General features: G+C 65.1%; 29 protein-coding genes. 15 read left to right on the forward strand and 14 right to left on the reverse strand.

Features of this window, described 5'->3' with window-relative positions:
* Positions 1-10 precede the first annotated feature (10 nt).
* Complete coding sequence (locus AB0I14_RS28775) at positions 11-1,492, forward strand: adenylate/guanylate cyclase domain-containing protein (protein WP_358029279.1); 1,482 nt, start codon at positions 11-13, stop codon at positions 1,490-1,492.
* A gap of 4 nt (positions 1,493-1,496) precedes the next feature.
* Here AB0I14_RS28775 and AB0I14_RS28780 read toward each other — a convergent pair whose 3' ends face one another.
* The 7 genes from AB0I14_RS28780 to AB0I14_RS28810 all read right to left on the reverse strand — a co-directional run bounded on the left by AB0I14_RS28780 (position 1,497) and on the right by AB0I14_RS28810 (position 7,374).
* Entirely contained in the window at positions 1,497-2,285 is a 789-nt protein-coding gene (locus tag AB0I14_RS28780) for an acyl-CoA dehydrogenase family protein (protein WP_358029460.1), read from the reverse strand.
* Between the two features lie 13 nt (positions 2,286-2,298).
* A complete protein-coding gene (locus AB0I14_RS28785; RefSeq protein ID WP_358029462.1) occupies positions 2,299-3,423 on the reverse strand; it encodes an acyl-CoA dehydrogenase family protein in 1,125 nt (374 codons plus the stop codon).
* 61 nt (positions 3,424-3,484) lie between these two features.
* Positions 3,485-3,931, reverse strand: coding sequence for a nuclear transport factor 2 family protein (locus tag AB0I14_RS28790; protein WP_358029282.1), 447 nt, complete (start codon positions 3,929-3,931; stop codon positions 3,485-3,487).
* Positions 3,915-5,144 carry an amidohydrolase family protein gene (locus AB0I14_RS28795; RefSeq protein WP_358029284.1) on the reverse strand — a complete coding sequence of 410 codons (1,230 nt, stop codon included), beginning with the start codon at positions 5,142-5,144 and terminating at the stop codon, positions 3,915-3,917. Before AB0I14_RS28795 ends, AB0I14_RS28790 begins: the two co-directional genes overlap by 17 nt.
* A 2-nt stretch (positions 5,145-5,146) precedes the next feature.
* Positions 5,147-5,476, reverse strand: coding sequence for a hypothetical protein (locus AB0I14_RS28800; RefSeq protein ID WP_358029287.1), 330 nt, complete (start codon positions 5,474-5,476; stop codon positions 5,147-5,149).
* Entirely contained in the window at positions 5,469-6,818 is a 1,350-nt protein-coding gene (locus AB0I14_RS28805) for an aromatic ring-hydroxylating dioxygenase subunit alpha (RefSeq protein WP_358029465.1), read from the reverse strand. Before AB0I14_RS28805 ends, AB0I14_RS28800 begins: the two co-directional genes overlap by 8 nt.
* 25 nt (positions 6,819-6,843) lie before the next feature.
* Positions 6,844-7,374 carry a carboxymuconolactone decarboxylase family protein gene (locus tag AB0I14_RS28810; protein ID WP_358029290.1) on the reverse strand — a complete coding sequence of 177 codons (531 nt, stop codon included), beginning with the start codon at positions 7,372-7,374 and terminating at the stop codon, positions 6,844-6,846.
* Positions 7,375-7,610: 236 nt separating this feature from the next.
* Between AB0I14_RS28810 and AB0I14_RS28815 the strand changes: the two genes are divergently transcribed.
* The 9 genes from AB0I14_RS28815 to AB0I14_RS28855 all read left to right on the forward strand — a co-directional run bounded on the left by AB0I14_RS28815 (position 7,611) and on the right by AB0I14_RS28855 (position 16,166).
* Positions 7,611-8,906: an amidohydrolase family protein gene (locus AB0I14_RS28815; protein WP_358029292.1), complete on the forward strand. Its 1,296-nt coding sequence runs from the start codon at positions 7,611-7,613 to the stop codon at positions 8,904-8,906.
* A 51-nt stretch (positions 8,907-8,957) separates the two neighbouring features.
* A complete protein-coding gene (locus AB0I14_RS28820; protein WP_358029295.1) occupies positions 8,958-10,136 on the forward strand; it encodes an acyl-CoA dehydrogenase family protein in 1,179 nt (392 codons plus the stop codon).
* 17 nt (positions 10,137-10,153) lie between these two features.
* Positions 10,154-10,912 (forward strand): SDR family NAD(P)-dependent oxidoreductase, encoded by a 759-nt coding sequence (locus tag AB0I14_RS28825; RefSeq protein WP_358029297.1) that lies wholly within the window; start codon positions 10,154-10,156, stop codon positions 10,910-10,912.
* Positions 10,913-10,943: 31 nt separating this feature from the next.
* Positions 10,944-12,167 carry a CaiB/BaiF CoA-transferase family protein gene (locus AB0I14_RS28830; RefSeq protein WP_358029467.1) on the forward strand — a complete coding sequence of 408 codons (1,224 nt, stop codon included), beginning with the start codon at positions 10,944-10,946 and terminating at the stop codon, positions 12,165-12,167.
* 21 nt (positions 12,168-12,188) lie between these two features.
* Entirely contained in the window at positions 12,189-13,346 is a 1,158-nt protein-coding gene (locus AB0I14_RS28835) for a thiolase family protein (protein ID WP_358029300.1), read from the forward strand.
* A 15-nt stretch (positions 13,347-13,361) separates the two neighbouring features.
* Entirely contained in the window at positions 13,362-14,510 is a 1,149-nt protein-coding gene (locus tag AB0I14_RS28840) for an acyl-CoA dehydrogenase family protein (protein ID WP_358029303.1), read from the forward strand.
* A gap of 134 nt (positions 14,511-14,644) precedes the next feature.
* The gene (locus AB0I14_RS28845) at positions 14,645-15,280 is read left to right on the forward strand and encodes a helix-turn-helix domain-containing protein (RefSeq protein ID WP_358029470.1); all 636 of its coding nucleotides are present in this window, start codon (positions 14,645-14,647) and stop codon (positions 15,278-15,280) included.
* 14 nt (positions 15,281-15,294) lie between these two features.
* Positions 15,295-15,798 (forward strand): hypothetical protein, encoded by a 504-nt coding sequence (locus AB0I14_RS28850; RefSeq protein WP_358029306.1) that lies wholly within the window; start codon positions 15,295-15,297, stop codon positions 15,796-15,798.
* 197 nt (positions 15,799-15,995) lie between these two features.
* A complete protein-coding gene (locus AB0I14_RS28855; RefSeq protein ID WP_358029309.1) occupies positions 15,996-16,166 on the forward strand; it encodes a hypothetical protein in 171 nt (56 codons plus the stop codon).
* 93 nt (positions 16,167-16,259) lie between these two features.
* Here the strand turns inward: AB0I14_RS28855 and AB0I14_RS28860 are convergent, their stop codons facing one another.
* Complete coding sequence (locus tag AB0I14_RS28860; protein ID WP_358029472.1) at positions 16,260-17,381, reverse strand: cytochrome P450; 1,122 nt, start codon at positions 17,379-17,381, stop codon at positions 16,260-16,262.
* Between the two features lie 272 nt (positions 17,382-17,653).
* On the opposite strand from AB0I14_RS28860, the gene AB0I14_RS28865 reads away from it, so the two are divergent.
* Positions 17,654-18,010: a limonene-1,2-epoxide hydrolase family protein gene (locus AB0I14_RS28865; protein WP_358029312.1), complete on the forward strand. Its 357-nt coding sequence runs from the start codon at positions 17,654-17,656 to the stop codon at positions 18,008-18,010.
* Here the strand turns inward: AB0I14_RS28865 and AB0I14_RS28870 are convergent.
* The 4 genes from AB0I14_RS28870 to AB0I14_RS28885 are packed head-to-tail and all read right to left on the reverse strand — an operon-like array spanning position 17,967 to position 21,956.
* Positions 17,967-18,968 carry an NADPH:quinone oxidoreductase family protein gene (locus tag AB0I14_RS28870; RefSeq protein WP_358029315.1) on the reverse strand — a complete coding sequence of 334 codons (1,002 nt, stop codon included), beginning with the start codon at positions 18,966-18,968 and terminating at the stop codon, positions 17,967-17,969. The two genes, AB0I14_RS28865 and AB0I14_RS28870, sit on opposite strands and share 44 nt — an antisense overlap.
* Complete coding sequence (locus tag AB0I14_RS28875; protein ID WP_358029474.1) at positions 18,965-19,954, reverse strand: phosphotransferase family protein; 990 nt, start codon at positions 19,952-19,954, stop codon at positions 18,965-18,967. Before AB0I14_RS28875 ends, AB0I14_RS28870 begins: the two co-directional genes overlap by 4 nt.
* 32 nt (positions 19,955-19,986) lie before the next feature.
* A complete protein-coding gene (locus AB0I14_RS28880) occupies positions 19,987-21,288 on the reverse strand; it encodes an acyl-CoA dehydrogenase family protein (protein WP_358029318.1) in 1,302 nt (433 codons plus the stop codon).
* Positions 21,289-21,302: 14 nt separating this feature from the next.
* Positions 21,303-21,956 (reverse strand): TetR/AcrR family transcriptional regulator, encoded by a 654-nt coding sequence (locus tag AB0I14_RS28885; RefSeq protein WP_358029320.1) that lies wholly within the window; start codon positions 21,954-21,956, stop codon positions 21,303-21,305.
* Positions 21,957-22,270: 314 nt separating this feature from the next.
* Here AB0I14_RS28885 and AB0I14_RS28890 point away from each other — a divergent pair, with 314 nt between their 5' ends.
* The 4 genes from AB0I14_RS28890 to AB0I14_RS28905 are packed head-to-tail and all read left to right on the forward strand — an operon-like array spanning position 22,271 to position 24,985.
* Complete coding sequence (locus AB0I14_RS28890) at positions 22,271-23,551, forward strand: cytochrome P450 (RefSeq protein ID WP_358029476.1); 1,281 nt, start codon at positions 22,271-22,273, stop codon at positions 23,549-23,551.
* Positions 23,551-23,745, forward strand: a complete 195-nt coding sequence (locus AB0I14_RS28895; RefSeq protein WP_358029322.1) for a ferredoxin — start codon at positions 23,551-23,553, stop codon at positions 23,743-23,745. Before AB0I14_RS28890 ends, AB0I14_RS28895 begins: the two co-directional genes overlap by 1 nt.
* 15 nt (positions 23,746-23,760) lie before the next feature.
* Positions 23,761-24,054, forward strand: a complete 294-nt coding sequence (locus AB0I14_RS28900) for a DUF1330 domain-containing protein (protein ID WP_358029325.1) — start codon at positions 23,761-23,763, stop codon at positions 24,052-24,054.
* A 13-nt stretch (positions 24,055-24,067) separates the two neighbouring features.
* Positions 24,068-24,985, forward strand: coding sequence for an LLM class F420-dependent oxidoreductase (locus AB0I14_RS28905; protein WP_358029327.1), 918 nt, complete (start codon positions 24,068-24,070; stop codon positions 24,983-24,985).
* Positions 24,986-24,992: 7 nt separating this feature from the next.
* On the opposite strand, the gene AB0I14_RS28910 is transcribed toward AB0I14_RS28905, so the two are convergent.
* Entirely contained in the window at positions 24,993-25,760 is a 768-nt protein-coding gene (locus tag AB0I14_RS28910) for an alpha/beta fold hydrolase (RefSeq protein WP_358029329.1), read from the reverse strand.
* Between the two features lie 2 nt (positions 25,761-25,762).
* Positions 25,763-25,963, reverse strand: coding sequence for a ferredoxin (locus tag AB0I14_RS28915; RefSeq protein ID WP_044522319.1), 201 nt, complete (start codon positions 25,961-25,963; stop codon positions 25,763-25,765).
* Positions 25,964-25,989 lie beyond the last annotated feature (26 nt).

Below are 25,989 nucleotides of genomic sequence, written 5' to 3' on the forward strand. Positions count from 1 at the left end.
GCCTCTCGGAATGGGGGCGATCCGGCTCAGCCTGGCATACGCGGCCAGACAGATCTACGCGCAGACCACCGCGGCGGCCGCGGTGACGCTCGTGGTGCTGGCGCTGAGCCGTAACACCGTCGGTGATGCGCGCGAGCTGCTGACCCAGGCGAATCTCTTTGCACTGATCGCGCTGATGGTCGCGGCCGCGATCGTCGATACGGTCGTCGGTTGGGTCAACGTCCATCCGACGTTCAAATGGTTTGCCGCGGGGGAGAATCCGACACCACAACAGCAGCGGGCTGCCATGCGTATCGCACCGCGGCAGACCATCATCCAGTTCACCACGTGGGCGGTGAGCGCGCTCGTGTACACGCTGCTCAACCTCGATGTCGGGGGAGGCGTCGCCTACGTGATGGGCGGTGCGATCCTCTTCGGCGGCATCGCAGCTGCCTGCATGGGATTCCTGGTGACCCAACGGATGTTGCGGCCGATCGTCGCGGCATCGCTGACCGCGTCCTCGGCCACGCTCGTCCGGATGCCCGGCGTGCTGGCCCGCCTCATCACCATCTGGACGCTGTTCAGCGGGCTGCCCTTGGCAGGCATCGCCTTGATCGTGCTGGCCCGATCCAACGGCTGGTTCGTGCAGAAGACGGCGCCTGTCGAGGCCGCGGTGCTGGTGGTGGCAATCATCTCGCTGGTCTTCGGACTTCGGTCGATGGTTCTGGTGGCGCGTTCGGTGTCCGATCCGGTCGGGGACGTCGTCCTGGCCATGAAAGCCGTTGAGCGCGGCTGGTCCGGTGTGTCGGTCAAGGTCTACGAGTCGTCAGAGATAGGCCGACTCCAGTACGGATTCAACCGGATGTTGGCCGGCCTGGCCGAGCGGAACCGGTTGCGGGACCTGTTCGGTCGCTATGTCGGGGTAGACGTGGCCCGCCTTGCACTGCAGCAGGGCGTGGCGGTCACCGGCGACGTCCGTGAGGCCGCCGTCCTGTACGTCGATCTGGTCGGCTCGACCGCGCTGGCAGCCTCCCGGCCGCCGCAGGAGCTGGCGCAGCTGCTCAACGGGTTCTTCAAGATCGTCGTGGACACAGTCGAGCGCCATCACGGCCTGATCAACAAGTTCGAGGGCGATGCCGTGCTGGCCGTGTTCGGCGCACCGCTACGGCTGGACAATCCGGCGTCCTCGGCGCTGGCCACCGCGCGAGCTCTGGTGCCGCGGCTCCATGGACTACCGGATGTGGAGTTCGGCGTGGGCATTTCGTGCGGCTCGGTGTTCGCGGGAAACATCGGCGCCGAGAACCGCTACGAGTACACCGTGATCGGTGACGCCGTCAACGAAGCGGCGCGGCTGGCCGACCACGCCAAGGACCGTGAGTCGACGGTGTTGTGTTCGGGCAGTGCCCTGGCCCACGCCGACGCGGACGAAGGTGGGCACTGGGTGGTGCGCGGTTCGACGGTACTGCGTGGCCGCTCGACGGCCACCGTCTTCGCCGAACCGCGCGATCCCTGACCCGCTACAGCTGAGCCAGCCGCGGCACGGTCCCGCGGGCGCGCAGCCCGGCACCGGCCTTGCGGGCGAGTTCCCTTGAACTGCCCAGCAATCCGTCCAGCACCAGGACCCGCTTCACGTGGTTGTGCAGCTCGTGTTCCTCGGTGAAACCGATGCCGCCGAGCACCTGTTGGCAGTGCTTGGCCGCGGTCAGCGCGGCCTTGCCCGCAGCGGCCTTGGCCAGCAGCGAGTTCAGGTCGACGTTGTCGGCGCCGGGCAGGCTCAGCGTCGCCTCGGCACCCTCGATGGCCACCAGCGTCTCGGCCAGTCGGTGCCGCACGGCCTGGAAGGACGAGATCGGTTTGCCGAACTGGACCCGGTCCAGTGCGTGCTGTCGGGCCAGCGCGAGCATCGCACGGGCCGAGCCGACCAGCCACCAGCCCAGAGCGCGGCGGGCCTCTGATACGCGGAGCAGCTGGCCGTCGGGTACCTGACGCAATGGCAGGCCCCCGAGGGCCGGATTGTCGCTATCGGTCCGTTCCCACACCACCCAGGTGCCACCGGCATAGGGCATCGGCGGAGTACCGCCGGGCAGACCACCGATGGTCTCCAGCAGTACATCGTTGAGAATTGAGGCGTGCGAACCTGTTTCGCCCAGCAGCCGGAACACCAACGGCATGGCGACCTCGGGCATGTCGGCCAGCATCTCGCCCCAGCCGAGTTCGGCCAGGGCAGCGTCCAGCGCGGCGCCCGAGACCGACAGCATGGTCTTGCGGAGGGTGTCTTCAAGCAGGCTCAGTGATTCGGGATCCAATTCGTTCACCAGATCACTCCTTCCCGAGGTCCAGCAGTCGGCGCGCGATGATGTTGCGCTGCACTTCGGCAGTGCCGCCATAGATCGTCGAGGCCCGCGAATACAGGTACTCGGTGCGCCATTCGGAATCTTCGAGTTCGATCACGCCGGGCAGCAGATTGCGGGTGGTGTCGTAGAGCAGTTGCTCGGCGCTGGCCAGCAGCACCTTGTCGATCGAGGTGTCCGGCCCGAGCTTGTGGCCCGCGGCCAGCCGGTGCTGGGTTGCCGCCGACCGGCAGCGCAGCGTGTGCAGGGCCAGATAGACCTCGCCGAGGTCCGGATCCACCACCTGCCCTTGCCGTTTCACCGCTTCCACCAATGCGTCGAACCGTGAGTACAGGTAGGCGATGCGTTGCCAGAAGCAGGTTGAACGCTCGTAGGGCAGCAGGTCCATCGCCAGCTGCCAGCCGTCGCCCGGGTTGCCGAGCATCCGGCTCGGGTCGACCTCGACATCGTCGAAGTAGACCTCGCAGAACTCGTCGACATCGTGCATGGTGCGCAACGGTCGGACGGTGATACCGGGGGCGTCCGTGTCGACGAAGAACGCCGTGATGGCCTGGTGGTTGGGTGTATCCGCATCGCCGGTACGGGTCAGCAGGATGCATCGGTGCGAGTACTGCGCGAAGCTGGTCCAGACCTTCTGGCCGTTGATGATCCATTTGCCGTCCTCGCGCTGAACCGCGCGGGTGGTCAGCGAGGCCAGGTCACTGCCCGAGCCGGGTTCGGAGAACCCCTGGCACCACTGCTCTTCGCCGGACAGGAGTTTCGGCACCATCTCGGCGGCCAGTTCCTTGGGCGCATAGTCGATCATCGTCGGCGCCAGCACTTCGAGCATCGAATAAGGACCGGGTTCGGCCAGCCTGCGACCTACCACCTCCTCGCCGACGATCGCGCGCAGCATCGCAGGTCCGCCCAGCCCGCCGGCGTGCTCGGGCCAGCCGTAGCGGCTCCAGCCGCCGTCGTAGAGCGCCTTCTGTACCCGGGCGAACTGGCGCATGTGGCCTTGCAGCGAATGATCGTCGGGCGGCGTCAGGTCATTCTCGGCGAGCCAATCCTGTAGCGCCGTACGGAAGGTCGCGGTGTCGAACAGGTCGCTCATGCGGTTGCCTCGCATGCTCGGCTCCCGCATTTCAGATCTGCGATTCGCTCGCTACGCGCGCTCATCCCGCTTCCGGCCTGCCGATCGCGTGCGGCCGGCCGTGGTCGTGATCGCCGCTGCGCCGGATGAAGGTCATCGCACGCGTCTTCAGCCGCCAGCCCTCGGCGGTCCGCACGTAGGTGTCGCGGTAATAGCCGATGCGCATGTCGTGCTTGGAGTGCTCGATGAAGCACAGTGGCTGTGTGCCGGACGCCGAGTCGGCGCCCTCGACGAGGTCGATCAGGGCGGTGCCGGTCATGAACAGGCCCTTGGGGGCGGCGTCCACCAGCACCGGGAAGCGATTCAGCGTGTAGGTCTCGCCGAATGCGCTGTAGGTGCCGTCGGGGGTGAAAACACTGATGAGACCGTCGATGTCGCCCTGGGTGATGGTCACCGCGTATTTGGCGAGCACCTGCTGGATCTCGATGAGATCCTCGGTCCGCGTCGGGGAATCAGTTGATGTGCTCATTGCGGAAGACCTTACCGCCTTTCATTACAAAATCCACATGTTGTGTAACGGTGATGTCCTCGAGTGGATTGCCCGGCACCGCGATGATGTCGGCCAGCAGTCCTTCGGCCAGCCGGCCCCGGTCGGTGACGTTGATCAGATCGGCGGCCACCACGGTGGCGGCGCGCAGTACCGCGGCCGGCGGCATGCCCCACTCGACCAGCGTGACGAGCTCGTCGGCGTTCTTGCCGTGCGGGATCGCCGGTGCATCGGTGCCGACCGCGATCTTCACCCCGGCCTCGTACGCCGCTTTGATCGACGTCTCGGCCTTGGGGAACATCTCGGCAGCCTTGTCCTGCAGCACTTTCGGTGCCTTCGAGACATCCATGGCCTGGGCCAGGCGGCGGGTGGTGACCAGGAACCGGTCGTTGTCGACCAGCTTCTGGATCGCCTCGTCGTCCATCAGGAATCCGTGCTCGATGCAGTCGATGCCGCAGTCCACGGCATGCTTGACGGCCTCTGCGCCGTGGGTGTGGGCCGCGACCCGCAGCCCACGACGGTGTGCCTCGTCGACGATCGCCCGCAGTTCTTCGTCCGAATAGTGTTGTGCGCCGGCCTCTCCGGTCAGTGACATGACTCCGCCGGACACGCACACCTTGATCAGCTGGGCGCCGTGCTTGATCTGGTAGCGCACCGCCTTACGGATCTCGTCGACACCGTTGGCGATGCCTTCCTCGACCGTCAGCTCGAGTGCGCCCGGCATGAACGCCGCGAACATCGTCGGGTCCAGGTGTCCGCCGGTGGGGGTGATGGCATGGCCCGCTGGGATGATGCGCGGACCGTCGATCCAGCCCGCGTCGATGGCCTTGCCGAGGGCGACATCGAGCAGGTAGCCACCGGTCTTGACGAACAGCCCGAGGTTTCGCACCGTGGTGAACCCGGCGCGCAGGGTGCGGCGGGCGTTGCCCACCGCGCGCAGCACGCGCGTCGGGGGATCGTCCTGCACCTGGGACAGGCCCGGGTTCTCACCCCGGCCGCCCATCAGCAGGTTGACCTCCATGTCCATCAGGCCGGGCAGGAGGTAGGAGTCGCCCAGGTCTATGACCTCGGAGCTCTCGCCTTCCGCGCTTTCTCCGACACCGACAATTCGGTCTCCATCGACACGGACAATGCCGGGACGAATGATCGTCCCGGCATCGACGTCGACCAGACCCGCAGCCTTGAGGGTCAGCACGACTAAACCACCGGCTCCTTGATGAGATTGACGTAGGCCGCACCGCTGTCGAGCACCCGCGGTTGCTTCCACACCTCGATCGGGAAACTGACCATCACGACCGACTGTCCGAGGTGCACCAGCGCCTTGGCGTCGTCCGGCATGCTCGCCAGCGGGAAGCGGGCATCGACGTAGACCATGATGTCCTCGAGGCGCGCGATGCCGGCGTCGTAGAGTTCCTGCATCTCGTCCATCGACGAGTTGAGACGCTTCTGATAGCGCTCCTCTTCGGTGGGCAGGCACCAGTCGCTGAACCGCTCCAGGTCGGCGAATTCTTCTGGCAACTTAGACATTTGCGGCATCCTTTTCTGCGGCCTTGTCACTTGGGACGGCATGCGTGCCGTTCGTCGAGCCATTCCCGTTGGCCTTGGCTTCTTTGTACCGGTCGACGTAGTTGTGAGCGGTGTGATGCAGATGCCGCAGCAGGATTTCCTGGTCGCACAACGGGAAGTCGAGTACGGCGCGGGTGCCGATCTGCGTCTGGGTGGCTTCCAGCGTGTTGGCGTCCTGGAACGCATACTCCTTGAACGTCACTGCGGCCAGTTCCTGGGACAGTCGTTCGCGCAGGTTCTTCGGCGGCACGAAGTACAAGTCGGCCTCGAAGATGTGGCTGTCCACCCCTGTGGGCCAGTAGTTGTAGGTCAGATACCAGCCCGGCGCCCAGAAGAGCAGAGTGAAGTTCGGGAAGAACTCGAAAGAGTCCTGGCCCCACGTCGAGTGCCGGCCGGGATTGATCGCGGGGGGCAGCTCGTCGGGCAGGACGCCCTTGATGTCGGGGCGGTCCCACGGCCCGAACAGGCCACTGTGCAGGATGCGCTCGATGGGCTTGACCATCTTGAGGTCCTTCGGCGGGCTCATGCCACCCCAGGACGAGATCATCGAGTGATCGCCCTTGATGTCGTAGTGCAGCGCCTCGAAGCCGAACTTGGCCAGCTTCTCGGCTTCCTCCTTCTCCGCCTGCTTCATGTGCAGGATCGGCGCGTGGTAAAACTCGACGAACGCGTCGATGAACAGCTTCCAGTTGGCCTTGATCTCCGAGCGGTAGCTGTAGTGCTCGGTCATCTCGTGGAAGGGATAACCCTTGAGGCCCTCGCCGAACTCGCCCAGGTACTCCTCGAGCGACACCGCGTCGTCGTCGAAGTTGACGAAGATGAAGCCCTCCCATACCTCGCAGCGCACGGGCTTGAGCGGGTAGTCGGCCTTGTCGACGTCGAAGAACTCCTGCTCCTGCTGGATGAACGTCAGATCGCCCTTGAGGTCGTAACGCCAGGCGTGGTACTTGCAGACGAACTGCCGGCAGCTGCCGGAGACCTCTTCGCCCGGGTAGTCGTTCCACACCAGCTTGTTGCCGCGGTGGCGGCACAGGTTGTAGAAGGCGCGGATCTGATCGCCGTCGTTGACGATGATGATTGAGGTGCCGGGGCCGACCGACGGCAGCTCACGGGTGATGTATCTGCCCTTCTTGGGAATCAACTCCACCCGGCCCATCTGCAGCCAGGTCTTGCGGAAGATGGCCTGCTGCTCAAGCTTCCAGTGCTCGGGATCGATCGAATCCTCGTAGTTGACCGGGCCGGTGCCCAGTTCGGGCCAGTTCTCGGTCCAGCTGCCGGCAGCTGGCTTCGGGAAGAACGCCATCATCTACCTCTACTTTCTTCTTGAGTTAGTGGCCGGATTCCGGCGCAATTCCAAAGGTGTTGTAAGCCATGGCCATCAGGCCATAGCCGCCGATCGTGAAAACCAGGTCCATGCGCTGACGCTCGGAGAGATGCTCGCTCAGGGCGGCCCAGGTGCCGTCCGAGATCTCCGATTGCCCGTCGAGTTCGTCGACGGCATCCAGTACCAGTTGGTCGAGGGGAGTGGAACCTTCGCCGCTCGTGCTGCTCGCGATCCGCTCATCGGTGAGTCCTTCGGCCTTGCCGATGAACGCGTGGTGCGTCCACTCGTACTCACACTTCTTGCGGTGGGCGATCCGCAGGATGGACAGTTCGCGCATCTGTGGGTCCAGGGTCGAGCGGAACAGCAGATGATTGCTGAACCGCAGGAAGGCCTTGGTCAGGGACGGATGGCGAGCCAGTGTCGACAGCGCGGTTCCCGCTCCCTCGGGATTGAGCCGCTCCTCCGGAAGCATGACCGACAGTGCTCGTCGCACGTCGTCGTCCCACTCCTCGGCGGGCAAGGGGGCCAAGCGCACGGGGCGGTTCTCCTCTCGATGACCATCGGAGACTCTCGGTGACGAGAATCCGGTTCTCATTTCCGACTAACAGATTTCCATCTTTTGCGGCGATGGTCAACAAGAACGTGCCAGGTTCTGCGGTGACCTGGCTAAATCTGCTCGTCAGCGGCATCAGACATTGATTCTCGCTAGATGAGAAGCTAGTTTTCTCTCATAGAGAACCGATGTGACAGCGGATCGAATGGAGTGAGGCAGTGCACAAAGACGACATGATCCTGATCAGCGTCGATGACCACATCATCGAACCGCCGAACATGTTCAAGAACCATCTACCGGCCAAGTACCGGGATGAGGCGCCCCGTTTGGTGCACAACCCCGACGGCAGCGACACCTGGCAGTTCCGGGACACGGTGATCCCGAATGTGGCCCTCAACGCGGTGGCGGGTCGGCCCAAGGAGGAGTACGGCCTGGAACCCCAAGGCCTCGATGAGATCCGCAAGGGGTGCTACGACCCGAACGAGCGGGTCAAGGACATGAACGCCGGCGGCGTGCTGGCCACCATGAACTTCCCATCGTTCCCGGGTTTCGCCGCACGGTTGTTCGCCACAGAGGACGCCGAGTTCTCCCTGGCGCTGGTGCAGGCGTACAACGACTGGCACATCGACGAGTGGTGCGGATCGAATCCGGGCCGGTTCATCCCGATGGCGATCCCGGCGATCTGGGACCCGCAACTGTGCGCCGACGAGATCCGCCGAGTGTCGGCCAAGGGTGTGCATTCGCTGACGTTCACCGAGAACCCGTCGACCCTGGGCTATCCGTCGTTCCATGACCTGGAGTACTGGCGGCCGATGTGGCAGGCGTTGGTTGATACCGAGACGGTGATGAATGTGCACATCGGGTCGTCGGGCAAGCTCGCGATCACCGCACCGGATGCGCCGATGGACGTGTTGATCACGTTGCAGCCGATGAACATCGTGCAGGCTGCCGCGGATCTGTTGTGGTCGGCGCCGATCAAGGAGTTCCCGACGCTCAAGATCGCGTTGTCCGAGGGTGGCACCGGGTGGATTCCGTACTTCCTGGACCGGGTGGATCGCACCTACGAGATGCACTCGACGTGGACGAATCAGGACTTCGGTGACAAGTTGCCCTCCGAGGTGTTCCGCGACCACTTCATGACCTGTTTCATCTCTGATCCGATCGGGGTGAAGAACCGCCACGAGATCGGTGTGGACAACATCTGCTGGGAGATGGACTACCCGCACAGCGATTCGATGTGGCCGGGTGCCCCCGAGGAGTTGAGCGCGGTGTTCGACACCTACGAGGTGCCCGACGACGAGATCAACAAGATCACGCACGAGAACGCCATGCGGCTGTACCACTTCGAACCGTTCGCCCACGTCCCCAAGGACCAGGCGACCGTCGGTGCATTACGAAAGGCCGCTGAGGGTCACGATGTCGCCATCCGTGCGTTGAGCCACAAGGAGAAGACCGGCACCAGCTTTGCCGACTTCCAGGCCAACGCCAAAGCCGTTTCCGGCGCGCGCGACTGAATGCCGAGACGAACGGCCGAGAAAATAGGAGAACACACAGTGTCGGGCGGTATGAACTTCGAACTGACCGAGGACCAGCAGCTGATCCGCAAATCCGTGGCGGAGCTGTCGTCCAAGTTCGACGACCACTATTGGATGACCAAAGACCAGGCGCACGAGTTCCCGCAGGAGTTCTACGACGCCATCGCCGGCGGGGGCTGGCTCGGGATGACCATTCCCGAGGAGTACGGCGGCCATGGCCTGGGCATCACCGAGGCCACCATCCTGGCCGAGGAGGTGGCCCGGTCCGGCGGAGCCATGAACGCCGCCAGCGCGATCCACATGTCGATCTTCGGGATGCAGCCCGTGGTGGTGTTCGGCTCCGAGGAGATGAAGAAGGCGACGCTTCCACGGATCGTCAACGGGGATCTGCATGTGTGCTTCGGCGTCACCGAACCCGGTGCGGGGCTGGATACTTCGCGAATCACCACGTTCGCGAAGCGGGATGGTGACGGTTATGTGGTCAATGGGCGCAAGGTGTGGATCTCGAAGGCACTCGAGTCCGAGAAGATCCTGCTGCTCACCCGCACCGAGTCCCGAGAGGACGTGGAGAAGCGCGGGGGCAAGCCGACCGACGGACTGTCACTGTTCTTCACCGACCTCGACCGTGACCACGTCGAGATCCGTCCCATCAACAAGATGGGCCGAAATGCGGTGAGCTCCAACGAGTTGTTCATCGACGATCTGCGCGTGCCCGCCGAGCACCTGATCGGCGAGGAGGGCAAGGGCTTCAAGTACATCCTGCACGGGCTCAACCCTGAGCGGATGCTGATCGCCGCCGAGGCACTCGGCATCGGCCGCGTGGCGCTGGACCGTGCGGTCAAGTACGCCAACGAGCGGGTGGTGTTCGACCGGCCGATCGGCATGAACCAGGGCATCCAGTTCCCGCTCGCCGACTCGTTGGCCCGGCTCGACGCGGCCGAGCTGATCCTGCGCAAGGCCACCTGGCTCTACGACAACGGCAAGCCGTGCGGCCGGGAGGCCAACATGGCCAAGTACCTGTGCGCGGATGCCGGGTTCGATGCCGCCGACCGTGCACTACAGACGCATGGCGGGATGGGCTACTCCGAGGAATACAACATCTCCCGGTTCTTCCGGGAGTCCCGACTGATGAAGATCGCACCGGTGAGCCAGGAGATGATCCTGAACTTCCTCGCCGCGAACGTTCTCGGCCTGCCCAAGAGCTACTGAGGAGATATCGAAGTTCAATGAGGACCTATTTCGACCTGACCGGGCGTTCGGCACTGGTGACCGGCGCGGGTGCCGGGATCGGCGCGGCGGTATCCGAGGCACTCGCCGCTGCCGGCGCCTCGGTACTCGTCACCGACATCAGCGGTGACGCCGCGGCCCTGGTCGCGGAGCGGATCAATAGCGCGGGAGGCAAAGCCGACAGTGCCGCGCTGGATGTCAGTGACCGTGACGCCGCGGTGGCGGCCGCCGCGCAGGCCGCTGCCCTGGGCGAGGGCAACCTGCACATCGTCGTCAACAACGCAGGCGTCACATCGCCGGCGATGTTCCCCAAGCTGACCGACGAGACGTTCCGGGTCACCTTCGACATCCACGTGATGGGGACCTTCCACGTCACCCAGGCGGCGCTTCCGCATATGCCCACCGACGGGACCGGCCGCGTCATCAACGTCACCTCGGCTGCCGGGATCACCGGCACCCTGGGCCAGGTGAACTACTCGGCGGCCAAGGCCGGCCTGATCGGGTTCACCAAGTCGTTGGCGCGTGAGCTGGCGAGCAAGAACATCATGGTCAACGCCCTGGCGCCCCTGGCCGCGACACCGATGACGGAAACCATCCGTACCAACGAGAAGTTCGCGGCCAACATGATGAACCGCATCCCGCTCAAGCGGTGGGCCGACGCCGACGAGGTCGCGGGCGCATTCGTCTTCATGGCCTCCGATGCCGCGTCGTACATCACCGGGCAGGTACTGCCGGTCGATGGCGGCATGGTTATGTGACTTCGTGAGCGAGTTCAAGAGCGAACCACGGATAACGGACTGTTCCTCCCTGCCGCTGGCCGGTATCACGGTCATCGCGATGGAGCAGGCGGTATCCGCGCCGATGTGCACGCGGGTGCTCGCCGACTTCGGCGCCCGGGTGATCAAGATCGAGAACCCCAAGGGCGGTGACTTCGCCCGTGACTATGACGATGTCGTGCTCGGCCAGGCGGCGCACTTCGTGTGGGCCAACCGGGGTAAGGAATCGGTCACCCTCAATTTGAAGTCCGCTGAGGGGATGGAGGTACTGCACCGACTGCTCGACGGTGCCGACGCCTTCGTGTCGAATCTCGCCCCGGGCGCCACCGCGCGACTCGGGCTCGGGCCCGACGACCTCAAGGTGCGTCATCCTCAGGTGATCCCGGTCGAGATCGACGGTTACGGCCCCGGCGGTCCACTGTCGCACAAGCGCGCCTACGACCTTCTGGTGCAGGCCGAATCCGGTTCGTGTGCATCGACCGGTTATGCCGGGATGCCGGCCAAACCCGGTGCGGCGGTTGCCGATATCACCACCGGCCTGTATTCGGCGCTGTCCATCATGGCGCTGTTGCTCGGCCGGGCGCGCAAGGGTGACACCGGTGCCGCACCGGCCGTGGCGGTCAGCCTGTTCGACACCATGACCGACATCATGGGATACCAGCTGGCCTACACTCAGCACTCCGGGATCGACCAGATTCCGCTCGGGATGAGTTCGCCGGCAGTCGCGCCCTACGGCGCCTTCGATACCCGCGACGGGCAGACGGTGGTGCTGGGCACCACCAACGACCGGGAGTGGCAGCGGCTGGCCCGCGAGATCATCGAGCGTCCGGACCTGGCCGATGACCCGCGATTCGCCACCAACTCAGACCGCTGTGCACATCGGGACGAACTCAATAAGGCCATCGAATCCTGGTGTGCCCAGCATGATCTCGATGACATTCAGCAGACTGCCGACAATGCCGGAATCGGCAATTCGCGGTACAACCTGCCGAGCGAGGTCATCGTGCATCCACATCTGCAGGCGCGGGACCGGTGGCGTCAGGTCGGAACCCCCAACGGGGACATCTCGGCGCTGCTGCCGCCACCGGTGATCAGCGGCATGGAATTGGGCATGGGTGCGGTGCCGGGGCTCGGCGAGCACACAGATGCCATCCTGGGCGGGGTCGGCCTGACCGCCGAGCAGATCGCAGTGCTGCGCGAGCAGGGCGCGGTCGGCCCCGCCTACTCACAGTCCTAGTCCACAGAAGCGGAGAATCCCATGCGCGAAACCGTCATCGTCGAGGCCGTCCGCACCCCGGTCGGCAAGCGCAACGGCGGCCTGTCCGGCTTCCACGCCGCCGACCTGTCCGCACTGGTGCTCAATGCGCTGGTGGAACGGGCTGGTATCAGCCCAGACATCATCGACGACGTGATCTGGGGCTGTGTGTCGCAGGTCGGCGATCAGTCCAGCAACATCGGCCGTTACTCGGTGCTGGCCGCCGGCTGGCCCGAACACATCCCCGGCACGACGGTCAACCGGGCCTGCGGATCCAGCCAGCAGGCGCTGGATTTCGCGGTCCAGGCCGTGATGTCGGGTCAGCAGGATGTCGTGGTGGCCGGCGGGGTCGAGGTGATGAGCCGGGTTCCGCTGGGGGCGGCCCGGGCCACCGGCACCCCGTACGGGCCGAAAGTATTTCAGCGGTACAAGGATTTCGCATTCAACCAGGGCATCTCGGCTGAGATGATCGCGCAGAAGTGGGGTTTCGACCGGACTCGGGTTGATGAGTACTCGGTGGCTTCGCACGAGCGGGCGGCCGCTGCGCAGGATCGCGGTGCCTTCGAGAACCAGATGATCACCGTTTTTCCCGACCCGGCGGATCAACTCGATCCGGTGGTCGCCGACGAGGGAGTGCGCCGTGGCACCACGGTGGAGAAACTGGCCGGCCTCAAGCCCGCCTTCGCCGAGGACGGGGTGATTCACGCGGGCAACTCCTCGCAGATCTCCGACGGCGCGGCGGCGCTGCTGGTGATGACCGCTGAAGCCGCTGTGGCCATGGGCCTTTCGCCCATTGCGCGGTACCGCGCGGGTGCGGTGACCGGAGCCGATCCGGTGCTGATGCTGACCGGGCCCATCCCGGCGACCGAGAAGGTGCTGCACAAGGCCGGCGTCCGCCTCGACGAGGTCGGCGTGTTCGAGGTGAACGAGGCGTTCGCCCCGGTGCCCTTGGCCTGGCTGGCAGAGACGGGCGCTGACGAGGCGAAACTGAATCCACTCGGTGGCGCGATCGCGCTCGGACACCCGCTCGGCGCGTCGGGTGCGGTGCTGATGACCCGGATGATCAATCACATGCGCGACAACGGAATTCGTTACGGCCTGCAGACCATGTGTGAGGGTGGCGGTACCGCCAACGCCACGCTGGTCGAGCTCATCGACTGACGCTAGGGAGAAGTAGTGCAACGCAATCTGTTCACCGAGGACCACGAGGCATTCCGGGCGCTGGCCCGCGATTTCATCGAAAAGGAAGTCGTCCCTGCCTATCCCGAGTGGGAGAAGGGCGGCCGGATGCCCCGTGACGTCTTCAAGCACATGGGTGAACTCGGCATGCTCGGGATGGCGATCCCCGAGGAGTACGGCGGCGCCGGCGTCGACGACTACCGGTACAACGTGGTGCTCCAGGAGGAGGCCGCCCGCGCGCTGGTGACGTTGTCGACCGTGCGTACGCAGCTTGAGGTGATCCTGCCGTACTTCCTGCACTACGCGAATGACGAACAGCGGCAGCGCTGGTTCCCCGGGCTGGCCGCGGGCACGCTGCTGACCGCGGTCGCGATGACCGAGCCGGGGACCGGATCAGATCTGGCCGGCATGCGCACCACCGCGGTCCGCGACGGTGACGAGTTCGTGCTCAACGGCGCCAAGACGTTCATCACGGGCGGAATCCAGGCCGACCTGGTGGTCGTGGTGGCGCGGACGTCCACCGACCCGGAGAACCGCCGCAAGGGGTTGACTCTGCTGGTCGTCGAGGACGGCATGGCGGGCTTCGAGCGGGGCCGTGAGCTGGAGAAGATGGGCTGCAAGGTGCAGGACACCGCGGAGCTGTCGTTCACCGACGTCCGGGTTCCCGTGGCGAACGTGCTGGGGGAGGAGGGCGAGGCCTTCAGCTACCTCGGCCACAACCTGGCCCAGGAGCGGCTCACCGTGGCCGTGGGTTCGGTGGCTCAGGCCCGCTCGGCCATCGCCGCGGCGATCGGCTACACCAAAGACCGCAAGGCGTTCGGCCAGCCGGTGGCGTCGTTCCAGAACACCAAGTTCGAGCTCGCGGCGTGCTCGACGGAGGTCGAAGCGGCCCAGGCGATGTTGGATCGCGCGGTGGCCCTGCACGTCGACGGCGAGCTGTCCGGTGCCGATGCGGCACGGGTGAAACTGTTCTGCACCGAGATGCAGGCGCGGGTGATCGATCGTTGCCTGCAGCTCTTCGGCGGGTACGGCTACATGATGGAATACCCCATCGCCCGGCTGTACACGGATGCCCGGGTGGCCCGTATCTACGCCGGGACCAGCGAGGTCATGAAGGTGATCATCGCCAAGTCGCTGGGGCTCTGACCGGGCACATCCGGCGGCTGTGACGGCTGCCGGGAACTTCTTTCTCTGAGACGCTTGTCACAGCCGTCAAACCAACCTACTGTGTGTTCACTAGGTTGGTTCGACGAAGGAGTTCGGTGACTTCGGTTTCTGGTCTGCAGGGGCAGTCTGAGGGCGCAAGGCCTTATGAGACGCTCCTGGCCAAGGGGGAAGACCGCAGGCAGCGGATACTTTCTGTGGCCGAGAAGCTGCTGGCGCGCAACGGTTGGCGCAACACCTCGCTGGCGCAGATCGCCAGGGAAGCCGGCGTCACGTCGGCCGGACTGCTGCACCACTTCGAGTCCAAAGAGCAATTGCTCAATGCGGTGCTCGATATCCGCGATCACGACGACGACGTGCACGCGGACCGGTCCGGAGATCTGGCAGACGAGATCAAACGGGTGGCCGACCGGTTCGTCCGGGCGCCTGAGCTCGTCGGCACTTTCACCGTGCTGCTGGTGGAGAACATCCAGCCGGATGCGCCGCTGCACGATCGTTTGCTCAAACGGCAGCAGGCTGCACGTGACATCGTCGCCGACATCATCACGCGCGGCCAGCTCGACGGCCGCTATCGCTCCGACTTCGACGCGGCCACCAAGGCCGTGGAGATCCTGGCATTCATCAATGGAATGGAGACCTCATGGCTACTCGATCCCTCGCTCCCGTTGACGGACGTGTTCAAGAGCTACGCCGAGATGCTGGGGCGGGAAATCGAGCAGCCGGACGGCCGCAACGGGGCGGCCGGCCAGTGAGATTGGAGGACGACATGCGGTATCGGCTTGATGTGGTCGCCCCCTGCGTGGTGGACGCAGTCCGGTTCGCCGGTGGCTGGCTCGTTGACCGGGTGATGGCGGGTTGGGATGTCACGGTGCTGATCGGCGCCGACGAGGACGTCCGGCCGCTGGCGATCCTCGGGGTGGAGACCATTGCGCTGGAGTCCGTCCTGGAGTCCTGGGAGGACCGCCCGCATCCGCAGACCGTTGCGGTGGCCGCCGATCTGTTCAACACCGACGAGCGTGTGCGACGCGGCGTCCTGGGTGCGCTGGAGCAGGGGCATACCGAGGTGACGTTGTGGGGCGACGAGTGTCCGGCGGATCTGCGCGTTGATCCCGTACGTCACGAACTATCGGCTGCCGCACGCGCTTTCAAGGCGCAGGCGCTGGCGGCGGTCAACGATCCCGAGGCCCGGGTTGTCGGTGCCAGCGAGGAATTCCGGTGCGGCACGATGATCAGCCGCTCGGTGCCCGCCGACCTGATTCCGGCGAGCTGAGGCGGCCCGCTCTCTCGCCGGGCTGCCGGCGGGCAGAATTCTGCCAAACGCAGGTCAAATTCTGCCATCGGAATTAACCCTCTGACCTGGATGTTTGATGTTTCAGATCGGCGAAATGCAGTACCGAATCGCCGGCCTGTGGAGCCGTAGCACGACGCTCGACGCCACCGGAGAACACATCGGAAGAGGGCACCACAATGAAGAAGATCGGTTTCGCTACCCTGATCGCCGGCGGTCTGAGTGCCGCGGTGTTCAGTCTCGCCGCGCCCGCGTCAGCTGAGCCCGTTACCCCGGTCGGGCCGCACTACAGCGTCGACAACCACGACCAGGTCAACACCACGAATGGCTTTGTCGACCTTCCCTTCTGACCTATTTCGGAGCTCGATGTCCGCTCCGCGCCGTCGACCCTGCGTACAGATCGCGAGAATCACCAAACTCGCGATCTGTACGCAGACTCGACGCTAAACCAGGGTGGGCATGGCTGCCCAGCCCCGCACCGCAGCGGTTTCCGACGGTTTGGCGCTGGCCCAGTCGACTTCCCACTCGGGGAAGCGTTTGAGGATCTCCTCCAGAGCTATCCGCCCCTCCAGGCGGGCCAGGGCGTTACCCATGCAGAAGTGCGTGCCCGCACCAAAGGTCATGTGTGACTTCTGTTCCCGGTGAATGTCGAAGACGTCACCGTCGGGTGCGAACCGGCGGTGGTCACGGTTGGCCGCGCCGACAAGCATCAGCATCGCGGAACCCTCCGGCACCGTCCGGCCGTAGTACTCGACGTCGCGGGTGACGTAGCGTGCGATCTGCAACGCCGGCGGCTCCCAGCGCAGGATCTCCTCGATCGCCTGGGGGATGAGCTCAGGGTTTTCCACCAGCTCACGTCGTTGATCCGGAACGTCGGCCAGGGTCTTACCGGCCCAGCCGATGAGCCGGGTGGTGGTCTCGGAGCCCGCGGTGGCGATGACGGTCAGGTACAGCAGCAACTCGTCGCGGCGCAGCGTGCGCACCGTGCCGGTCTCATCGGTGAACTCGGCATTGAGCAAGTCGGTCATGATGTCGTCGGACGGGTGTTCGGTCCGCCAGTCGATGAACTCGGCGAACACCTCACCGGTGGCCAGTGCGTCGACCGTCTGCCCTTGCAGGGTCTCCTCACCGTGGTCGGTGATCGCCCGCTGACGGTCTTCGGGGATGCCCAGCAGCATGCCGATGACGCGCATCGGCATCTGCTCACCGAGGTCGTTGACGAAGTCGAAGCGGTCCGCGCCGACGAGCGGATCGAGGCAGCGCGCGGTGAACTCGCGGATCCGCGGCTCGAGCGCCAGCACCTTGCGCGGGGTGAAGACCCGGGACAGCAGATTGCGGTGGATGTTGTGGATCGGCGGATCCTCGAAAATCAGTGTGCCCGGCGGAATTTCCATGCCGGACTTGATGATCTCGAGCAGTGCACCGCGCCCCGAGATGAAGGTCTCGTGGTCGATGACGGCCTTGTTGACGTCGTCGTAGCGGCTCAGTGCGTAGAAGTCGTGCTGCTCGTTGTAATACAGCGGGGCCTCTTCCCTGATCCGGGCGAACACCGAATAGGGATCCATATTGAGCTCGACGCTGTACGGGTCGTAGTACAGGTCGGCTTCGGTCGACGTGGGCACGGCGGGTCTCCTGACCGTATTGAAAGGGCTGTGCACCTGCTTAGCAGGCGCGAGGTAGCTGGGTCAAGGATTGGGATGTGAGTGCCCGGTGCTGGAACGAATTCGCTACTGCCTGTTGCGGATTGAAATGCGCACAGGGCTGGCAAGGATTCCTATCGGAATTACACTGGGTCGCGCTAGTGTAAATATCTGTCACAACGGCCAAGGGGGGGCTTATGACCGCTGAAGAGATCGTGCGTGCCGAGATCGCCGCGTGGGGGAGTAACAACGTCGACGAAGTCATGAGTCACTTCGCCGACGACGCCACCTTTGACATCGGACCGGACTGGCCGAAGCTCTCTGGCCGCGACGCGATCCACGAGATGATGAAAGTGTTCTTCGCCGGCGGGAAATGTGTAGACCTCGAAATCCGGTACCTCGCGGTGGACGGGGATGTCGTGCTGATGGAACGGCGCGATCACTGGATCGTGGACGGCAAGCAGATGAGCTGGCCGGTCATGGGGGCCTATGAGGTGAAGGACGAGAAGATCACGGCGTGGCGGGAGTATTTCTATCCGCCGAAGGAGTCCTGAGCTCGATCACGACCTTGCCCACGGCGCGTCCTTCTGCGACCTGCCGTAGCGCGGCCGATGCCTGCTCCAGTGGATAGACCGCACCGATGTGTGGCCGGACGGCGCCGGTGGTCAACAGGTCGCGCAATTCGGCTTCGTTACGGGTGAACTCGTCCGGGGTGATGTCCTGGAACTGAAAGCCCAGGACGTGGATCCCCTTGACCAGTACCAGGTTCAGTGGGATGCGGGGAATCGCGCCCGAGGCGTAGCCGATGGTCACGAACCGGCCACCGCGGCGCAGCGTCCGTAAGGCGGGCTCCGACAGGTCGCCGCCGACCGGATCGAGGGCCGCGTGGGCGCCGTCGGGCAGCACCTCCCGCAGTGCGCCGCGCAGGTCGCCCTTTGCGTGATTGACGACTGAGGCCGCACCGTATCGCGCTGCAGTGGAGAGTTTTTCGTCCGAGGATGCGACTGCGGTGACCCGTGCGCCGAGCGCCGACGCGAGCTGCACGGCCGCCAGGCCCACGCCGCCGCCGGCGCCCAGAACGATCACGTCGTCGCCCGGTTGGATCCGGGCCATCGATCGCAGCGTGTGATAGGCGGTGCGGTGCGCCACTCCGAAGGCGGCCGCGGTACCGTCGTCCACACCGTCAGGGATTCGGGCCAGCCCGGTCGTCGGAACGCACACCTGCTCGGCGAACGCACCGAACAACCCCGTGCCGGTCACCCGGTCGCCGACAATGAAACCGTCAGTGTCGCCGGCGACTTCGATCACCACGCCGGCGAATTCGCTGCCCGGGATGAAGGGTACCGGCACCTTGATCTGGTACTGGCCGGCGACCAGCAGCACGTCGGGAAAGTTGACCGCGGCTGCACCGACCTGAACCCGTACCTGACCGGCGGCGAGCGGGGGAGTGGGGACATCCTCGAGGCGAACCACATCCGGAGGCCCGTACTCGGGGCAGACGACAGCCTTCACCGGTAATCCGTGGATTCGGCGAGCTCAGCGGCAGATCGCATCAGTTCGGTTACCACCGGACCGAAAGCCAGCAGCTTCTCGTCATCGCCGGCGCGCTGAAAACCCTGCTCCAGCACGATCGCCAGCTTCCACTTGGCGAGCACCAGGTAGTAGTCGAGGTCGTCGACCTGTCGTCCGGACACCTTGGCGTAGTGCGCCACGACGTCGTCACGCGAGGGCATCCCGCGCATGTCGACATAGCCCATTTCGGACGGCTCCGGGTTGTCGGTATCGGACGGCCAGCTCTGCACCATCCAGGCCAGGTCCAGCTTCGGGTCGCCGACGGTGCCCATCTCCCAGTCCACGATCGCGGCCATGGTGGCCGGGCCGCCGTGGCGGTACATGACATTGGCGAACTGGTAGTCACCGTGCATCAGACCGGGGATGAAATCGAGCGGCTTGTGGGTCCGCAGCCAGTCCGTGGCCACCTCGAGGCCCGGCAGGTCCCGGTTCTTGATCCGGTCGAGGAACCCGATCCAGCGGGAGACCTGGCGTTCGTGGAAGCCGTCTGGCCGACCGAGATCACTCAGCCCCTTGGCCTGCCAGTCGACTTTGGACAGCAACGCAATTCCCTCGGCCAGTTGATAACTCAGCCCGGGGCGGGTGCTCAGGTCGGTATTGAACGGCTCGGGCCAGTGGCCATGGGTGTCCATCGGGGACCAGCCGTCGACAAAGCCCATCACGTAGAACGGTCGGCCCAGCACCTCCGGATCGGGGCACACGCCGATCGCGGCGGTGTGCGGGACCTCCGTGCCGTCGAGCGCCTCGATGATGCGCCATTCCCGCAGGATGCCCTTGTCCCGGTCCGGCGGGGCGCCGGCCGGTGGCATGCGGAGGACGCAGGAATGTTCGCCGCGGCGGATCTCGTAGATGACGTTCTGGGTTCCGCCGGACAGGAAGCGGGCCTCAAGCGGCTCGCCCTTGCCCACCAGCCCGGCGTTGTCCATCCAATCGGCAAGGCGCGCAGTGTCTATCTCGCTCACAGGTTGCCCACCTCGGCTTCCAGGTACTCGGCGAACTTCGCCTTCGCAGCGTCGCGTTTGCGGGGTATCCACTCGGTGGGCCACGTGTCGGTGGTCGGCTGATAGTCGCGCAAAACCTGCCGGGCCACCGTGGTCTTGTGAACCTCCGTCGGGCCGTCAGCCAGTCCCATCACCGCCGCGCCGGTGACCATGCCGAGGAACGGCATCTCGTTGGTGACCCCGAGCGCGCCGTGGATCTGCATTGCCCGCCAGGCGATGTCGTGCAGCACGGCGGGCATGGCCACCTTTACCGCGGCGATGTCCTTGCGGACCAACTTGTAGTCGTTGTACTTGTCGATCTCCCACGCGGTATAGAGCACCATCAGCCGGAACTGCAGCAGCTGGGCGTAGGAGTCGGCGATGTAGCCCTGGACGAACTGTTTGTCGGACAGGCGGCTGCCCTGGGTTTCCCGGCTCAGCGCGCGTTCGCACATCATGTCGAGAGCCTTCTGGGCCAGGCCGATCGTGCGCATCGCGTGGTGGATCCGGCCCCCGCCCAACCGGGTCTGGGCGATCACGAATGCCTGTCCCTCGCCGCCCAGGAGGGCCTCGGACGGTACCCGGACATTGTCGTAGTGGATCAACGCATGGCTGCCCTCGTTGTCCGGTTCGCCGTACAGGCCGACGTTGCGGACGATCTTGACGCCCGGAGTGTCGGTGGGCACCAGGAACATCGACATGCCCTGGTAGGCGCTGACCTCAGGGTTGGTGACCACCATGACGATCAGGAACGACGCCGTTGCGGCGTTGGAGGAGAAGAACTTCCAACCATTGATCACCCAGTCGTCCCCGTCGCGTACAGCGCTGGTGGTGAACAGCGTGGGGTCCGCACCGGCATGCGGTTCGGTCATCGAATAGCAGGAGAAGAGCTCGCCCTCGAGCAGCGGATGCAGGTAGCGCTTCTTCTGCTCCTCGGTGCCGTAGTGCGCGATGATCTCGGCATTTCCGGTATCGGGGGCCTGACAGCCGAACACGATCGGCGCCCACTGCGAGCGGCCGAGGATCTCGTTGAGCAGCGCCAGCTTGAGCTGCCCGTACCCCTGGCCGCCCAACTCGGGGCCCAAATGGGTAGCCCACAAACCCTTTTCGCGCACCTGCGCCTTCAGCGGGTCGATGGCCTGGCGCCGCTTGCCCTCCAGCGGGGTGAACTGCTTGTGTGGCCAGGCCAGGTCGAGTGGCTCGACCTGCTCGGTCACGAATTCGTCGGCCCAGTCCAGTAGTTCCTGATACTGCGGGTCCGTCTCGAAATCCCACGCCATCGGGGTTCTCCGATCTAGTTGTTGGTATTGAAGCCGGTGATCATCGCGCCGATATCGCGCGCGACGAGGTCGGTGAACGAGCGGTTGCCGAAACTGCCGCCGGCCCAGTGCCGGACGCCCTCGCTGACGAGGATCTGCGACAGCCGGGACAGGTGGGTGACGTCGACGTGCGCGCCGAGCTTGCCGTCAGCCTGAGCGCGGGCGAACAACTCGCCGAACATGTCGGCGTCCTGCGTATCCGGGTCGACATCGCCGGCCAGGATCCGGTGCTCGTGCCGGTACCCCTCCAGGATCGTCTCGACGATCAGATCGGGTGGATTGCGGGCCATCGACCGTTCCAGGCTGCGCAGTGCCTCGGTGATCACGACCATCACGTCGTAATCGCCGGTCAGGAGTGATTTCACCCGCTTCTGGGCCAGCCGGGTGGAGGTCAGGCCCACCTCGAACAGCACGTCCTCTTTGGCCGGGAAGTAGAAGTAGAACAGCGCGCGGGACACCCCTGCGGCCCGGCAGATGTCGGCGACCGTGGTCTTGGCGTAGCCGTTGGTGCGCCAGAGCGCCATGGCGGCCTGGACCAGGTCGCGCTTGGTCTGGTGCGAGCGGGCCCGCTGGAACGAGGCTCGGCGCTGACTGCTGTCAGCAGCATCCGTCGCCGTTCCCTTGGCCATATTCGGCACTGTAACAACGGATGCGGCTATTGAAAATAGTTGACGTCTGTCTAACTATCTTTCTTATGAACGCACCGTTGCATGGCCGCCGGATTCTGGTCACCGGCGACGGCGCGGGCTTCATCACCGGCTAGTTGATCGCCGTCGACGGCGGACTGACGATGCTGGGCGCTTAGGGGGTGAGAATCTTATTCTTGCTGCTTGTCGCTGATGGGTCGGGGTCCGACGTTGACGCGTAACCGGTGCTGTGGAAATCTATCTATTCATAGATGAGAGCCGCATTCTCATACGTGTGGCTGGAACGGGAGCAGCTGATGGCGATCGACCCAACCGGTATCGATTTTTTTCGCGATGAACGATTGGTCGACGACCCGTACCCATTCTTCGAGGCGCTGCGGAACAAGTGCCCGGTCACCCGCGAAGACCTCTACAACGTCACCATGGTGACCGGCTGGGACGAAGCGGTGCAGGTCTACAACGACGAGGAGACCTTCTCGTCGTGCCTGTCGGTCACCGGACCGTTCCCGGGGTTCCCGGTCCCGCTGGAGGGGCGCAGTGCTGAAGAGGTCACCGCGCTCATCGACAAGCACCGCAACGAACTGCCGTTCAGCGATCAGCTGCCGACGCTGGATCCGCCGACCCACACCGATCATCGCTCACTGTTGATGCGGCTGATCACGCCCAAGCGCCTCAAGGAAAACGAGGACGCCATGTGGCAGTTGGCCGATGAGGTGCTCGACAGCTACCTGGCGCCCGGTGGGGGCGAGTTCATCAAGGGCTTCGCCGGTCCGTTCACGCTTCTGGTGATCGCCGACCTGCTGGGCATCCCGCCGGAGGATCGCGAAGGCTTCGTCAACGGCATCAAGCACAATTCCGGCGGCGGCATCGGCAGCACCAGTAAGGAGTCGCTGTCGCACAGCCCGCTCGAATTCCTCTACGGCCAATTCTCCGACTACATATCGGATCGCCGGGCCAATCCGCGCGGCGACGTCCTCACCGGTCTGGCCGAGGCCACCTTCCCGGACGGCAGCATCCCCGACGTCGGCGATGTCGCGCGGGTCGCGACCAACGTCTTCTCGGCAGGGCAGGAGACCACGGTGCGCCTGCTCAGCACGGCGCTGAAGGTCCTGGGTGAACAGCCCGAGATTCAACAGCGGCTGCGTGCCGACCGCAGCCTGATCCCGAACTTCATCGAGGAGGCGCTGCGGATCGAGAGCCCGGTCAAGGGCGACTTCCGGCTGTCACGCTGCCCGGTGACCATCGGCGACACCGAGTTGAACGCCGGCACCACGCTGATGGTGCTCAACGGTGCGGCCAACCGCGATCCGCGGCGCTTCGAGGATCCTGACACCTTTGACCCGGCGCGCAAGAACGCCCGTCAGCACCTGGCTTTCGGCCGCGGCATCCACAGCTGCCCCGGTGCCCCGTTGGCGCGCGCGGAGACCCGCGTGGGGATCGAGCGGTTGCTCGACCGCACGACCGACATCCGGATCTCCGAGGCCAAGCACGGCTCCGACGGCGACCGGCGCTACAACTACATCCCGACCTTCATCCTGCGCGGGCTGACCGAGCTGCATCTGGAGTTCGACAGCTGATGCGGGTCAGGGTTGACGAGGACCGTTGTGCCGGCCACGGCATGTGCCTGACGCTGTGCCCTGAGGTCTTCGAGATGTCTGACGATGGTTGGGCGGTCGCCGATCCCGAGGAGGTCCCCGCCGACCTGCAGGACGCGGCGCGCGAGGCGATAGACAACTGCCCGGAACGGGCGATCAGCGAAATCGACAACTAGAGAAAGAGATTCGTAATGGCAGCCAAAGGCTATGTGATCATCACCGAGGACATCAAGGACCCGGCCGGCATGGGCGAGTACGCAAAGCTGGCGTCGAAGGCGATGGGCGGCGCGACCATCGTGGCCGTCGACCAGAAGCCTGAGGTGATCGAAGGCGCTTGGCACGGCACGCAAACCGTGGTGCTGGAGTTCGAATCCGTTGACGCCGCCCGGGAGTGGTACTACTCCGACGCCTACCAGGCGGCTGCCAAGGTGCGCCAAGGCGCCGCGGATTGCAACGGCGTGATCCTTTCCGGCTTCCCCGCCTGATCGGCCGGCCGCAGTGCGTTACAGCATCACCTATCCGATGCACACTCACCCGTACCATCCGGATCTGGTGAGCGGCAGCGGAGTTGCCGCGGTAGCGGCTGCGGCCGAGGCGGCGGGTTTCGCAGGCTTCGGGTTCACCGACCATCCCGCTCCGTCGCAACGCTGGCTCGACGCCGGTGGTCACGATGCGGTGGATCCGTTCGTGGCCATGGCCTTCGCCGCGGCGCACACCACGACACTGCGTCTGGTGCCCAACATTGTGGTGCTGCCGTATCGAAACCCGTTCGTGGTGGCCAAGTCCGGCGCCACCCTAGACGTGCTGTCCGGCGGCCGATTTACCCTGGCCGTCGGAGTGGGTTATCTCAAGCGGGAATTCGCCGCGCTCGGGGTTTCCTACGACGAGCGGGCCGAGCTGTTCGATGAGGCACTCGAAGTCATCCGCGGGATCTGGACCACCGACGATTACAGCTTCGAAGGGAAGACTTTCAGCGCACGCGGTATCACCGCACACCCTCGGCCTGCGGCGAGCCCGCATCCGCCGATCTGGATCGGCGGCAACACCTCAGCGGCGCGGGCCCGGGTAGCCAAGCACGGCGACGGCTGGTGCCCGTTCGCCGCGCCGCCGGGCCTGGCCAAGACTGCAGGCACCGCCGCGATCGATTCGCTGGATGCGCTGGCCGCCGGCATCGAGGATCTGCGCGCCCGGTTGGCCGCCGCCGGTCGTGATCCGGACGGAATCGACATCGTGTTCAACAACTTTGAGGGCGGAAACCCCGGCGACGACGACTTCGATGCCGACGCGTATCTGGTCGGTGTGGACAAGCTCGCCGCACTGGGTGTGACGTGGCTACATGTGACCCTGCCCGGGGACAGCCTCGCGCATGCGCTGGAGGCGACCGAGAAATTCGGCAAGACGGTGATCGCCGCTTAGCCGTGAATCAGGCGGGTGTCAGTGCGGCAATCGGCGTGGTCGTCGTCGCGTGCACCAGCAGCTCGGCCAGCTCGCGCGGGCGGCTGAGGAACGGTGAGTGCGACGCGTCGATGGTCAGCTGCTCGACGCCGAGACGTTGTGTCACGGTGTCGGCCAGCCACTGCGGCATCGAACGGTCCTGCAGGCAGCGGATGAAGCTGCGGGGCAGATCGGCCGCCCAGAACTGCGGCACCGACACCGGGGTCACCGTGGTGTCCCCGAACCGCTCGGGGCCCAGACGATCGAAAGCCCAACGGGCCGTTGCCTCGTCGCAATCATGGTAGAAGTAGCGCCACGCGCCGTCGAAGTCGGCGAAGTGCATCGCGCCCTCGTCGTCGAAATGCAGGTAGCCCAGCATCTCGCCGACGTCTCCGTCGAACTCGCCGCCCAACGCATCTTCAGCCGAACGCATGGCCATCGCCTCGGGATACGTCCGGCCTTCTCTGGGCAGCGCGGCGGCCAGATACACAATGTGGCCCACCAGTTCCGGGGCCGCATCGGCAGCGAGGGTGGCGTCGAACCCGCCGCCGGAGTGCCCCACCAGCACGTCCCCGGCTTGCATGACCTCGAGGATCGCGGCCCGTCGGTTGGCCAGGGTCGATTCCTCGGCTACCCGTGCGCCGTGCCCGGGCAGGTCCACGGCGACGCCGTCGTGACCCAGACTCTGCAACTCGGCGATCGTGCGCTCCCAGCACCAGGCCGCATGAAAACCGCCGTGTACGAAGACGAACCGCACGCCTACTCGTCCTTGATCGAGATGGCCTGCCGGGGGCATTGCCGCACCGCTTCGCGGATTAGAGCCTCGTTCTCCGGCGTGACATCCTCCTGCAGGATGTGCAGGTAGTCCTGATCATCGAGATCGAACACCTCGGGGATGATCCCCATGCAGACAGCGTTGCTTTCGCAGATCTCGAAGTCGACGTGAACCTTCTTCGTCATCAGCGCCCTCTGTTCTTCGCGCAAGC

Source organism: Mycobacterium sp. NPDC050441 (genome assembly GCF_040655355.1).
Lineage (GTDB): Bacteria > Actinomycetota > Actinomycetes > Mycobacteriales > Mycobacteriaceae > Mycobacterium.